The 13,526-nt window shown below is 54.3% G+C and carries 8 protein-coding genes, 3 tRNA genes, 3 rRNA genes and 2 pseudogenes; all 16 read right to left on the reverse strand.

Features of this window, described 5'->3' with window-relative positions:
• Positions 1-28: 28 nt before the first annotated feature.
• The 16 genes and pseudogenes from VM99_26920 to VM99_26995 all read right to left on the reverse strand — a co-directional run bounded on the left by VM99_26920 (position 29) and on the right by VM99_26995 (position 13,480).
• Positions 29-724, reverse strand: coding sequence for a 50S ribosomal protein L1 (locus VM99_26920; protein ID AKK01488.1), 696 nt, complete (start codon positions 722-724; stop codon positions 29-31).
• Positions 724-1,155: a 50S ribosomal protein L11 gene (locus tag VM99_26925; GenBank protein ID AKK01489.1), complete on the reverse strand. Its 432-nt coding sequence runs from the start codon at positions 1,153-1,155 to the stop codon at positions 724-726. The genes VM99_26920 and VM99_26925 overlap by 1 nt, the downstream gene beginning before the upstream one ends.
• A gap of 117 nt (positions 1,156-1,272) precedes the next feature.
• Positions 1,273-1,806 carry an antitermination protein NusG gene (locus tag VM99_26930; GenBank protein AKK01490.1) on the reverse strand — a complete coding sequence of 178 codons (534 nt, stop codon included), beginning with the start codon at positions 1,804-1,806 and terminating at the stop codon, positions 1,273-1,275.
• 9 nt (positions 1,807-1,815) lie between these two features.
• A complete protein-coding gene (locus VM99_26935; protein AKK01491.1) occupies positions 1,816-2,184 on the reverse strand; it encodes a preprotein translocase subunit SecE in 369 nt (122 codons plus the stop codon).
• 44 nt (positions 2,185-2,228) lie between these two features.
• Positions 2,229-2,304: transfer RNA gene (locus VM99_26940), tRNA-Trp, on the reverse strand.
• 53 nt (positions 2,305-2,357) lie between these two features.
• A pseudogene (gene tuf, locus VM99_26945) lies at positions 2,358-2,924 on the reverse strand (elongation factor Tu).
• Between the two features lie 102 nt (positions 2,925-3,026).
• Positions 3,027-3,329, reverse strand: a pseudogene (locus tag VM99_26950) (hypothetical protein).
• 7 nt (positions 3,330-3,336) lie between these two features.
• Complete coding sequence (locus VM99_26955) at positions 3,337-4,086, reverse strand: pantothenate kinase (GenBank protein AKK01492.1); 750 nt, start codon at positions 4,084-4,086, stop codon at positions 3,337-3,339.
• On the reverse strand, positions 4,076-5,035 hold the full coding sequence (locus tag VM99_26960) for a biotin--protein ligase (GenBank protein AKK01493.1): 960 nt from the start codon (positions 5,033-5,035) through the stop codon (positions 4,076-4,078). Before VM99_26960 ends, VM99_26955 begins: the two co-directional genes overlap by 11 nt.
• Before the next feature lie 179 nt (positions 5,036-5,214).
• Positions 5,215-5,330: ribosomal RNA gene (locus tag VM99_26965) — 5S ribosomal RNA — on the reverse strand.
• A 151-nt stretch (positions 5,331-5,481) separates the two neighbouring features.
• Positions 5,482-8,399: ribosomal RNA gene (locus VM99_26970) — 23S ribosomal RNA — on the reverse strand.
• 240 nt (positions 8,400-8,639) lie between these two features.
• Positions 8,640-8,715 (reverse strand) — tRNA-Ala (locus VM99_26975).
• 30 nt (positions 8,716-8,745) lie between these two features.
• Positions 8,746-8,822 (reverse strand) — tRNA-Ile (locus tag VM99_26980).
• A 72-nt stretch (positions 8,823-8,894) separates the two neighbouring features.
• A 16S ribosomal RNA gene (locus VM99_26985) occupies positions 8,895-10,438 on the reverse strand.
• The 16S, 23S and 5S rRNA genes sit together here with 2 tRNA genes alongside, the layout of an rRNA operon.
• 626 nt (positions 10,439-11,064) lie before the next feature.
• On the reverse strand, positions 11,065-12,285 hold the full coding sequence (locus VM99_26990) for a CoA-transferase (protein AKK01494.1): 1,221 nt from the start codon (positions 12,283-12,285) through the stop codon (positions 11,065-11,067).
• Positions 12,286-12,298: 13 nt separating this feature from the next.
• Positions 12,299-13,480, reverse strand: a complete 1,182-nt coding sequence (locus tag VM99_26995; protein AKK01495.1) for an acyl-CoA dehydrogenase — start codon at positions 13,478-13,480, stop codon at positions 12,299-12,301.
• Positions 13,481-13,526: the final 46 nt, after the last annotated feature.

Raw genomic sequence — 13,526 nt, forward strand, 5'->3', positions numbered from 1 at the left:
ACGCAATTGCTTGCGCCAACCTTAAGTCTTACGCGTCGAGCGAGCTCTGATCGATGACCAGACCTGGGCCCATGGTGGTGCTCAGGGTAACGCGCTTGACGTAGATACCTTTCGAGGAAGCTGGCTTGATACGCTTCAGATCAGCGATCAGGGCTTCAACGTTTTCCTTCAGCTTGACGGCGTCGAAGCCGATCTTGCCAACGGAAGTGTGGATGATGCCGTTTTTGTCGGTGCGATAACGAACCTGACCAGCCTTGGCGTTCTTGACCGCGGTGGCTACGTCTGGTGTTACGGTGCCGACTTTAGGGTTAGGCATCAGACCACGTGGACCGAGGATCTGACCCAACTGACCCACAACGCGCATGGCATCCGGGGATGCGATCACTACGTCGTAGTTCAGGTCGCCGCCCTTCATTTCAGCAGCCAGATCGTCCATGCCTACGCGGTCAGCGCCAGCAGCCAGAGCAGCTTCAGCCGCTGGGCCCTGGGTGAACACGGCAACACGAACGGTCTTGCCAGTGCCGTGTGGCAGCACGGTAGCGCTACGAACGACCTGGTCGGATTTACGTGGGTCAACGCCCAGGTTTACAGCAACGTCGAACGACTCGCTGAACTTGACAGTCGACAGCTCAGCCAGCAGAGCGGCGGCGTCTACAAAGTTGTAGGCCTTGCCTGCTTCGATTTTGCCGGCGATAGCCTTTTGGCGCTTGGTCAGCTTAGCCATTACACACCCTCCACGTTAAGGCCCATGCTACGAGCAGAACCGGCGATAGTACGCACGGCTGCATCCATATCAGCTGCAGTCAGATCCGCGTTTTTGGTTTTCGCGATTTCTTCCAGCTGAGCACGGGTAACGGTGCCAACCTTAACGGTGTTTGGACGAGCGGAACCGCTGGTCAAACCTGCAGCCTTCTTCAGCAGAACCGAAGCAGGGGTGCTTTTTGTTTCGAAAGTGAAGCTACGGTCGCTGTAGACAGTGATGATCACTGGAGTCGGCAGACCTGGCTCAAGACCCTGAGTACGGGCGTTGAAAGCCTTGCAGAATTCCATGATGTTCACGCCGTGCTGACCCAGAGCAGGACCAACAGGTGGGCTTGGGTTAGCCTGAGCGGCCTTCACTTGCAGCTTGATGTAAGCGGTAATCTTCTTGGCCATGAGGCACTCCAATTACGGGTTCGAACGCCTCGAAAGGCTCCCCGGTTACTTGCGCGTTTATCCCAGTGACGACAAAACCCCACAGCCTAGGGCTGCGGGGTTGGGATGCCTGCTCAATCAGACCTTTTCGACCTGACTGAACTCGAGCTCTACCGGAGTAGAGCGTCCGAAAATGAGCACTGCCACTTGGATCCGGCTCTTTTCGTAGTTAACTTCTTCAACCGTACCGTTAAAGTCGGCGAATGGACCGTCGGTGACGCGAACCACTTCACCCGGCTCAAACAGCGTTTTCGGCTTAGGCTTGTCGCTACCATCAGCAACACGACGCAGAATGGCTTCTGCCTCTTTGTCAGTAATTGGCGCAGGCTTATCAGCGGTACCGCCAATGAAACCCATCACCCGAGGGGTATCCTTGACCAAGTGCCAAGTCCCTTCGTTCATATCCATCTGTACCAGCACGTAGCCTGGAAAGAACTTGCGTTCACTTTTGCGCTTCTGGCCATTACGCATCTCAACCACTTCTTCAGTGGGGACCAGAATCTCGCCAAAGCCGTCTTCCATGCCAGCCAGCTTTACGCGCTCAATCAGCGAGCGCATGACATGCTTCTCGTAACCCGAGTAAGCATGCACAACGTACCAACGCTTAGCCACGGGACACCCTTAGCCAACAATCAAGGAAACAAGCCAACCGAGCAGGGAATCAAGACCCCACAACAGCAACGCCATGACCAGGACAACAGCCACGACAATCAGCGTGGTCTGCGTGGTCTCTTGGCGAGTCGGCCATACGACTTTACGAATCTCGGTGCGAGCTTCCTTAGCGAGTACAAAGAAAGACTTGCCCTTGGCTGTCTGCAGACCAACGAAGGCAGCAACGGCAGCAATGGCGAGCAATGCAAGTACGCGGTACAGGATCGGCGAAGCAGAGTAATACTGATTGCCAACAACGCCAACAACCACCAAAGCGACTACCACTAGCCACTTAAGCAGATCGAAGCGAGAGCCTTGAGCTTCAGCTTTAGGAGTCATCTATCAGATCCTGTGAAAAGAAAGCCAGACACACCGAGTGAATCTGGCAGGTCAGGAGGGAATCGAACCCCCAACCTACGGTTTTGGAGACCGTCGCTCTGCCAATTGAGCTACTGACCTAAAACAAAATCAGGCCGACCATTATGCCGGCCCGAAAAAGACATTACAACTGTTTACTCGATGACTTTGGCTACGACGCCAGCGCCGACGGTACGACCGCCTTCACGGATAGCGAAACGCAGACCGTCTTCCATCGCGATGGTCTTGATCAGAGTGACAGTCATCTGGATGTTGTCACCTGGCATTACCATTTCAACGCCTTCTGGCAGCTCGCAGTTACCAGTCACGTCAGTGGTACGGAAGTAGAACTGTGGACGGTAGCCTTTGAAGAACGGAGTATGACGACCGCCTTCTTCCTTGCTCAGAACGTAAACTTCTGCGGTGAACTTGGTGTGCGGCTTGACGGTGCCTGGCTTGACCAGAACCTGGCCACGCTCAACGTCGTCACGCTTGGTGCCGCGCAGCAGCACGCCGCAGTTCTCGCCAGCACGACCTTCGTCGAGCAGCTTGCGGAACATTTCAACGCCGGTGCAGGTAGTTTTCTGAGTGTCGCGCAGACCGACGATCTCAACCTCTTCCTGGATGCGGACGATGCCACGCTCAACACGACCAGTCACAACAGTACCGCGACCGGAGATCGAGAAGACATCGATCATCGTTTCCATGAGCAACAAGCCCGGTGCGCTCCATGAGCTGTTGGTGCCGTTCCATGACAATGGCATCGACCTGACCCGTATCGAGACGCGTCCGTCGCGCAGCGGTAAATGGACCTACGTGTTCGCGGCAACCAATGACTGAATCCTTACCTTGATATCCAGGCTAGTCAGGCGCTGCTCGAGGTACTGCGCCTGCTCCTGACTGGCAAAACCACCAATATACAAACAACCGGCCGGCACCTCTGGGACTCTGGACCGGTCGCGACGCGTCATTGCCTCGCCTGACTCACTCAACAACTGAATATCCTGCTGGGAACCCCGGTATAGCGCCAGGGGCGTTACATCCTTTGCACGCAACGGAGCCTCCTGCTGGTGCCAGACGTAATAGAAGACATTGAGAACCAGCAACAGCAGAAACAACCAACGCATAAAAACCTCAAGACAAAGGGCACGCCATCGCCAAGCCAACAAATACCAAGTCCGGAACGAAGCGAGCGCCCGGCAAAGCATCCACGACCAGCCCCGCATCACCACCCGTAAGGAAAACCGAGAAGTCCTCCCCCCAGTAACTACGGGCCAGCTCCAGCTGCGACTGCGCAAACCCACGAAGCATGAGCGTACAACCTCGCTCAACAGCTTGCGCTGTCGTGCGCCCAGGCACCAGGCTTTCCAGCGCACGCTCAGCAGCAACGTCGTCATACCGTATTTTACGGGTATGGGTTCGCAACTGGTTACGCATCAGCGGCATGCCAGGGCAGATAAACCCCCCAAGATGCTCGCCATTTGCCGCAATGAAATCAGCAGTGGCTGCGGTACCAAAATCAAGCACCAGACATGCCCCAGAGGCTAGCTGGAAGCCCCCAAGCATCGCCAGCCAGCGATCCAGCCCCAGGCGCGCATAATCCTCATACCCATTGCGCACACCCGCCACCTCACGCGATGGCGCTGCACAACTTATAGAGACACCAAAGGCTGCAACCAATACACCTACCAGACGATTCGTCTCTTCCTGTGCGCGCACGCTGACTAATCTGCAGTGCTGCAGCGAAAGACCGACCAGTGAATGAAGGCCACCCAACAACGCCACATCGGAATCAACAACGCCCTCAGCGAAAACGCCTGCCTGACTTGCCTTGAGGACTCGCCATTTAATGAAGCTATTCCCACAGTCGAGCTCAAGAATCATCACGCAACCTCAGGCTTAACTCACCACCGCTGTATTTTTTCTCAATACCATCTACGTCGAGACGTAGCGCGCCTTGGCCGTCGACACCCAACACCACCCCATCGACCTGGTTAACACCTGCGATCAACGACACAGCCTTACCCTGCCATAAATGATTCCGCTCCCACTCCTCACGAATTACCGAGAAGCCGGAACCCCTATGACGCTCCAGATAAACCTGCAACGCTTGACTCAGATGAGCGACCAGATGATTTCGATCTACCGCACGACCTGTTTCGAGCTGTATCGATGTCCACTGCTGATCAACTTGCGCAGCACTCTGCATGTTTGCATTAATACCAATGCCGAGCACTACATGACATACATCAGCAGGATCCCCGACCAACTCAAGAAGGATGCCCGCAACCTTCTTCGCTCCAACAAGAACATCATTCGGCCATTTCAAACCAGAGCCATTGACACCAAGATCGCGCAAGGTTTGCATGACCGCCAAGCCCACGACAAGACTCAACCCCTCAAGCTGTCGGAGCCCTCCATCGATACGAAGTACAAGGCTGTAGTAAACGTTCTGTGCAAATGGACTGACCCACTTACGCCCTCGGCGCCCCCTACCTGCTGTCTGCTGCTCCGAGAGAACCAGGAACGGTGCCGCTTGCCCGGCATCGATTAGGCGCAACGCCTCGGCATTAGTAGAATCGATGGTATCCGATATGAAAACCGAACCCGCACAGACCTGCGACCTCAACGCGATCTCGTCAGCACTCAATAGAACCAGTGGAGACGGCAATTGATAGCCTCTACCCCTGACCTTGTGAATTGTCAGGCCCAGTTCGGCCTCCAGATGCTGGAGCTGCTTCCACACAGCACTACGACTGACACCCAGGGCCGCGCCTAACGCTTCCCCCGAGTGGAATCGACCATCTTTCAGAAGTTTTAACAACGTCAGCATGCAAGTCTCGCCTCACAATGAGGCACGCATGATAGCCATGCATAAAGCCATTGCATAGAAAGCAAGCTGGCAGGTGATAGAGGGACTTCAATCGAACACTCTGCCAAGCCTTTGCGAGACTTTTCGAGCGCCCAAAACAAAACCCCAACTGCTCTCGCAATTGGGGTTTCGGAATTTAATCTTGACGATGACCTACTCTCACATGGGGAAACCCCACACTACCATCGGCGATGCATCGTTTCACTGCTGAGTTCGGGATGGGATCAGGTGGTTCCAATGCTCTATGGTCGTCAAGAAATTCGGGTACTGAGTCGTGACCAAACGGCCTCGCTTCAGCAAATTGGGTATGTAATAGAGTCGGTGTCTTGTGCATTCGAACTTTCGGTTCGTTTCGTCTTCACACACCGCAATCTGGTGCTCTTGGGCTTTTCAGCTTCAGGCAAGCAAATTGCTTGGGTGTTATATGGTCAAGCCTCACGGGCAATTAGTATTGGTTAGCTCAACGCCTCACAGCGCTTACACACCCAACCTATCAACGTCGTAGTCTTCGACGGCCCTTCAGGGAACTCAAGGTTCCAGTGAGATCTCATCTTGAGGCTAGTTTCCCGCTTAGATGCTTTCAGCGGTTATCTATTCCGAACATAGCTACCCGGCAATGCCACTGGCGTGACAACCGGAACACCAGAGGTTCGTCCACTCCGGTCCTCTCGTACTAGGAGCAGCCCCTCTCAAATCTCAAACGTCCACGGCAGATAGGGACCGAACTGTCTCACGACGTTCTAAACCCAGCTCGCGTACCACTTTAAATGGCGAACAGCCATACCCTTGGGACCGGCTTCAGCCCCAGGATGTGATGAGCCGACATCGAGGTGCCAAACACCGCCGTCGATATGAACTCTTGGGCGGTATCAGCCTGTTATCCCCGGAGTACCTTTTATCCGTTGAGCGATGGCCCTTCCATACAGAACCACCGGATCACTAAGACCTACTTTCGTACCTGCTCGACGTGTCTGTCTCGCAGTCAAGCGCGCTTTTGCCTTTATACTCTACGACCGATTTCCGACCGGTCTGAGCGCACCTTCGTACTCCTCCGTTACTCTTTAGGAGGAGACCGCCCCAGTCAAACTACCCACCATACACTGTCCTCGATCCGGATAACGGACCTGAGTTAGAACCTCAAAGTTGCCAGGGTGGTATTTCAAGGATGGCTCCACGCGAACTGGCGTCCACGCTTCAAAGCCTCCCACCTATCCTACACAAGCAAATTCAAAGTCCAGTGCAAAGCTATAGTAAAGGTTCACGGGGTCTTTCCGTCTAGCCGCGGATACACTGCATCTTCACAGCGATTTCAATTTCACTGAGTCTCGGGTGGAGACAGCGCCGCCATCGTTACGCCATTCGTGCAGGTCGGAACTTACCCGACAAGGAATTTCGCTACCTTAGGACCGTTATAGTTACGGCCGCCGTTTACCGGGGCTTCGATCAAGAGCTTCGCGTTAGCTAACCCCATCAATTAACCTTCCGGCACCGGGCAGGCGTCACACCCTATACGTCCACTTTCGTGTTTGCAGAGTGCTGTGTTTTTAATAAACAGTCGCAGCGGCCTGGTATCTTCGACCGGCATGAGCTTACGGAGCAAGTCCTTCACCCTCACCGGCGCACCTTCTCCCGAAGTTACGGTGCCATTTTGCCTAGTTCCTTCACCCGAGTTCTCTCAAGCGCCTTGGTATTCTCTACCCAACCACCTGTGTCGGTTTGGGGTACGGTTCCTGGTTACCTGAAGCTTAGAAGCTTTTCTTGGAAGCATGGCATCAACCACTTCGTCACCCAAAGGGTAACTCGTCATCAGCTCTCGGCCTTAGAATCCCGGATTTACCTAAGATTCCAGCCTACCACCTTAAACTTGGACAACCAACGCCAAGCTGGCCTAGCCTTCTCCGTCCCTCCATCGCAATAACCAGAAGTACAGGAATATTAACCTGTTTTCCATCGACTACGCTTTTCAGCCTCGCCTTAGGGACCGACTAACCCTGCGTCGATTAACGTTGCGCAGGAAACCTTGGTCTTTCGGCGTGGGTGTTTTTCACACCCATTGTCGTTACTCATGTCAGCATTCGCACTTCTGATACCTCCAGCAAGCTTCTCAACTCACCTTCACAGGCTTACAGAACGCTCCTCTACCGCATCACCCGAGGGTGATACCCGTAGCTTCGGTGTATGGTTTGAGCCCCGTTACATCTTCCGCGCAGGCCGACTCGACTAGTGAGCTATTACGCTTTCTTTAAAGGGTGGCTGCTTCTAAGCCAACCTCCTAGCTGTCTAAGCCTTCCCACATCGTTTCCCACTTAACCATAACTTTGGGACCTTAGCTGACGGTCTGGGTTGTTTCCCTTTTCACGACGGACGTTAGCACCCGCCGTGTGTCTCCCATGCTCGGCACTTGTAGGTATTCGGAGTTTGCATCGGTTTGGTAAGTCGGGATGACCCCCTAGCCGAAACAGTGCTCTACCCCCTACAGTGATACATGAGGCGCTACCTAAATAGCTTTCGAGGAGAACCAGCTATCTCCGAGCTTGATTAGCCTTTCACTCCGATCCACAGGTCATCCGCTAACTTTTCAACGGTAGTCGGTTCGGTCCTCCAGTTAGTGTTACCCAACCTTCAACCTGCCCATGGATAGATCGCCCGGTTTCGGGTCTATTCCCAGCGACTAGACGCCCTATTAAGACTCGCTTTCGCTACGCCTCCCCTATTCGGTTAAGCTCGCCACTGAAAATAAGTCGCTGACCCATTATACAAAAGGTACGCAGTCACCCAACAAAGTGGGCTCCCACTGCTTGTACGCATACGGTTTCAGGATCTATTTCACTCCCCTCTCCGGGGTTCTTTTCGCCTTTCCCTCACGGTACTAGTTCACTATCGGTCAGTCAGTAGTATTTAGCCTTGGAGGATGGTCCCCCCATATTCAGACAAAGTTTCTCGTGCTCCGTCCTACTCGATTTCATGACTAAGAGATTTTCGCGTACAGGGCTATCACCCACTATGGCCGCACTTTCCAGAGCGTTCCGCTAATCTCAAAGCCACTTAAGGGCTAGTCCCCGTTCGCTCGCCACTACTAAGGGAATCTCGGTTGATTTCTTTTCCTCAGGGTACTTAGATGTTTCAGTTCCCCTGGTTCGCCTCTTGCACCTATGTATTCAGTACAAGATAACCATCTTATGATGGCTGGGTTCCCCCATTCAGACATCTCCGGATCAAAGTCTGTTTGCCGACTCCCCGAAGCTTTTCGCAGGCTACCACGTCTTTCATCGCCTCTGACTGCCAAGGCATCCACCGTATGCGCTTCTTCACTTGACCATATAACCCCAAGCAATCTGGTTATACTGTGAAGACGACATTCGCCGAAAATTCGAATTTCTCAATTAAGAGAACTCACAAATTTTACCTTAGCCTGATCCGTTACCAGTGAAAGTAACGTTCAGTCTATCTTTCTATCACATACCCAAATTTTTAAAGAACGAACTAGTCAAAGACTAGAAATCAACATTCACCATCACAATGATGGAATGCTCATTTCTAAGCTTTCTACAAACAGAAGCAGTAGTGGTGGAGCCAAACGGGATCGAACCGTTGACCTCCTGCGTGCAAGGCAGGCGCTCTCCCAGCTGAGCTATGGCCCCGTATTTCTACAGGCGTTTCCCACACAAAATTGGTGGGTCTGGGCAGATTCGAACTGCCGACCTCACCCTTATCAGGGGTGCGCTCTAACCAACTGAGCTACAGACCCAATTTCGGGCTGCTTCTTTTCGTCTTCTTCAATGAATCAAGCAATTCGTGTGGGAACTTATGGAGCAGCTGATGTCGTCGATTAAGGAGGTGATCCAGCCGCAGGTTCCCCTACGGCTACCTTGTTACGACTTCACCCCAGTCATGAATCACACCGTGGTAACCGTCCTCCCGAAGGTTAGACTAGCTACTTCTGGTGCAACCCACTCCCATGGTGTGACGGGCGGTGTGTACAAGGCCCGGGAACGTATTCACCGCGACATTCTGATTCGCGATTACTAGCGATTCCGACTTCACGCAGTCGAGTTGCAGACTGCGATCCGGACTACGATCGGTTTTATGGGATTAGCTCCACCTCGCGGCTTGGCAACCCTCTGTACCGACCATTGTAGCACGTGTGTAGCCCAGGCCGTAAGGGCCATGATGACTTGACGTCATCCCCACCTTCCTCCGGTTTGTCACCGGCAGTCTCCTTAGAGTGCCCACCATTACGTGCTGGTAACTAAGGACAAGGGTTGCGCTCGTTACGGGACTTAACCCAACATCTCACGACACGAGCTGACGACAGCCATGCAGCACCTGTCTCAATGTTCCCGAAGGCACCAATCTATCTCTAGAAAGTTCATTGGATGTCAAGGCCTGGTAAGGTTCTTCGCGTTGCTTCGAATTAAACCACATGCTCCACCGCTTGTGCGGGCCCCCGTCAATTCATTTGAGTTTTAACCTTGCGGCCGTACTCCCCAGGCGGTCAACTTAATGCGTTAGCTGCGCCACTAAGAGCTCAAGGCTCCCAACGGCTAGTTGACATCGTTTACGGCGTGGACTACCAGGGTATCTAATCCTGTTTGCTCCCCACGCTTTCGCACCTCAGTGTCAGTATCAGTCCAGGTGGTCGCCTTCGCCACTGGTGTTCCTTCCTATATCTACGCATTTCACCGCTACACAGGAAATTCCACCACCCTCTACCATACTCTAGTCAGTCAGTTTTGAATGCAGTTCCCAGGTTGAGCCCGGGGATTTCACATCCAACTTAACTAACCACCTACGCGCGCTTTACGCCCAGTAATTCCGATTAACGCTTGCACCCTCTGTATTACCGCGGCTGCTGGCACAGAGTTAGCCGGTGCTTATTCTGTCGGTAACGTCAAAATTGCAGAGTATTAATCTACAACCCTTCCTCCCAACTTAAAGTGCTTTACAATCCGAAGACCTTCTTCACACACGCGGCATGGCTGGATCAGGCTTTCGCCCATTGTCCAATATTCCCCACTGCTGCCTCCCGTAGGAGTCTGGACCGTGTCTCAGTTCCAGTGTGACTGATCATCCTCTCAGACCAGTTACGGATCGTCGCCTTGGTGAGCCATTACCCCACCAACTAGCTAATCCGACCTAGGCTCATCTGATAGCGCAAGGCCCGAAGGTCCCCTGCTTTCTCCCGTAGGACGTATGCGGTATTAGCGTCCGTTTCCGAACGTTATCCCCCACTACCAGGCAGATTCCTAGGCATTACTCACCCGTCCGCCGCTCTCAAGAGAAGCAAGCTTCTCTCTACCGCTCGACTTGCATGTGTTAGGCCTGCCGCCAGCGAATCTGAGCCATGATCAAACTCTTCAGTTCAAACATCTTTGGGTTTTGAGAAAACCCTAAACTTGGCTCAGCAATCGTTGGTTACATCTTTGATTTCTCGCGGAGTAACTTGTGATGCTGATAATCTGTTGACTAGCAGTCTGACTCCACAAGCACCCACACGAATTGCTTGATTCAGTTGTTAAAGAGCGGTGGTTGATTCTTTCGTCTCAACCGAGGCGCGCATTCTACAGCGCCCGGTGTTGCTGTCAAGCGGTTATTTAAGAAGTTTTTCAAAGTTTCCCGTGGGAAACACTAACAACTTCAACCACTTGCGCTTTCGATCTCTCGTTAGCGGGAGGCGAATTCTACAGCGTTGTTCGCTGCTGTCAACACCTCTTTTTCACCGCTTTCGATCGGGAGGATCGAACCGCTGATAAAGCCAAACTACAGCGCCTTATCCACGGCTTCCGGACTTCGATGAACTGAAGCCCTGCACTGCCTAAAATCGTTTAACTCATTGAAACTCAAGGAGTTTTTCGTTTCGACTGCGCCGGAAGTGGGGCGAATTATAGACGTCTGGAATCTGCCGTCAACACTTAATTTCACTTTCCTATCAATAAGTTAAGTGAGCCCGGAAAACCCTTATGGGGGTCCCTTTATATAGAAGGACGGTTTCAAAGAACGCCAGCTTCCTTGAGTGCGGTCACCGCGGCCTCGTCCAACCCCAGCACGCGCCGGAGCACTTTCTGGGTATGCTCCCCCAGCAAAGGCGGCGCGCTGCGGTATTCAACGGGCGTCTCGGACAGACGAATCGGACTAGCCACTTGAGGTACTTTGCCGGCCAGCGCATGAGGCAGCTCCACCGCCAGCCCTCGGGCCTGCACCTGTGGATCCGCGAACACCTGCGCCAGATCATTGATCGGCCCACACGGCACACCCGCCTGCTCCAACTGAGCCACCCATTGCGCCGTGGTCTTGAACACCGTCGCCTGGCGAATCAAGGGGATCAGCACCGTCCGGTTCGCCACCCGCAGTTTATTCGTCGCAAACCGTGGATCATCGGCCCACTGAGGTTGCCCGGCCACCTCGGCGAATTTGCGGAACTGGCTGTCATTACCCACGGTGAGAATGAAGTCGCCATCAGCCGTAGGAAAATCCTGATAAGGCACGATATTCGGATGAGCGTTGCCCAACCGCTTCGGCGCCTGCCCCGTGGTCAGGTAGTTCATCGCCTGGTTGGCCAAACAAGCCACCTGGACGTCCAGCAGGGCCATATCAATGTGCTGCCCGCCACCCACCTGATCGCGATGAGCCAACGCCGCCAGAATCGCAACGGTCGAATACAGGCCCGTAAGGATATCCGTCAGCGCCACCCCGACCTTCACCGGGCCCGCCCCCTCGTCACCTTCAGGCCGACCGGTAAGACTCATCAGGCCGCCGAGCCCCTGGATCATGAAGTCATACCCGGCACGCTTGGCATAAGGTCCAGTCTGGCCAAAGCCGGTAATCGAGCAATAGATCAGTTGCGGATTGATCGCTTTCAGCGAGTCATAGTCCAGGCCATAAGCCGCCAGCCCGCCCACCTTGAAATTCTCGATCAGGATGTCGGACTTGGCCGCAAGCTCCCGAACCAGTTGCTGCCCTTCCGGGCGCGTGAGGTCGATCGTTACCGATTGCTTGTTGCGATTGGCCGACAGGTAATAAGCCGCTTCGGTCGTATTCTCGCCAGACGCATCCGTCAGGAACGGCGGGCCCCAGGCACGCGTGTCGTCACCATTGCCAGGGCGCTCGACCTTGATGACCTCCGCCCCCAGGTCCGCCAGGATCTGTCCGGCCCAAGGCCCGGCCAATACTCTCGATAAGTCCAGCACCCGCAGATGCGAAAGCGCGCCCATGACCGCTCTCCTATTAATAGAACGCCTGGATACCGGTTTGTGCACGCCCCAGGATCAGCGCATGAACGTCATGGGTACCTTCATAGGTGTTCACGACTTCCAGGTTCACCAAATGACGCGCGATACCGAACTCATCGGATATGCCGTTGCCGCCCAGCATGTCCCGCGCCATGCGGGCGATATCCAGGGATTTGCCGCAGGAGTTGCGCTTCATGATCGACGTGATTTCGACCGCAGCCGAACCCTCATCCTTCATACGGCCCAGGCGCAGGCAACCCTGCAAGGCCAGCGTGATTTCTGTCTGCATGTCGGCCAGTTTTTTCTGGATCAACTGATTAGCCGCCAGAGGACGGCCAAACTGCTGGCGATCCAGCGTGTACTGGCGAGCGGTGTGCCAGCAGAATTCAGCAGCACCCAACGCGCCCCAGGAAATGCCATAGCGTGCCGAGTTCAAGCAAGTGAACGGCCCCTTCAGGCCACGCACATCCGGGAAGATGTTTTCTTCGGGGACAAACACGTTATCCATGACGATCTCGCCGGTGATCGACGCACGCAAACCAACCTTGCCATGGATGGCCGGAGCGCTCAGGCCTTTCCAGCCTTTTTCGAGAACGAAGCCGCGGATATCGCCCGCGTCATCCTTACCCCAGACGACAAACACGTCGGCTATCGGGCTGTTGGTGATCCACATCTTGCTGCCCGTCAGGCTGTAGCCGCCTTCCACCTTGCGCGCACGAGTAATCATCGCGCCAGGGTCGGAACCGTGGTTCGGCTCCGTCAGGCCAAAGCAGCCTATCCATTCACCGGAGGCCAGCTTGGGCAAGTACTTCTGCTTCTGTGCTTCGGTGCCAAATTCATTGATCGGCACCATGACCAGGGAGGATTGGACGCTCATCATCGAGCGATAGCCGGAATCGACGCGCTCCACTTCACGCGCAATCAGGCCATAGCTGACATAGTTCAGCCCGCTGCCACCGTATTGTTCGGGAATGGTTGCACCCAGCAGCCCCACTTCGCCCATCTCGCGAAAGATCGCCGGGTCGGTCTTTTCATGACGGAAAGCTTCCAGCACCCGCGGCGCCAGCTTCTGCTGGGCAAACTGCTCGGCAGTGTCGCGGATCATGCGCTCTTCTTCGGTGAGTTGCTGGTCCAGCAACAATGGATCGATCCAGTTGAAGCTCGCTTTACCGGCCATGAAAGAGTCCTCGCCAATTAGATGAAAATCGTGGGTTGATCCTAGG

Source organism: Pseudomonas chlororaphis (assembly GCA_001023535.1).
In the GTDB taxonomy this organism is placed as follows: domain Bacteria; phylum Pseudomonadota; class Gammaproteobacteria; order Pseudomonadales; family Pseudomonadaceae; genus Aquipseudomonas; species Aquipseudomonas chlororaphis_E.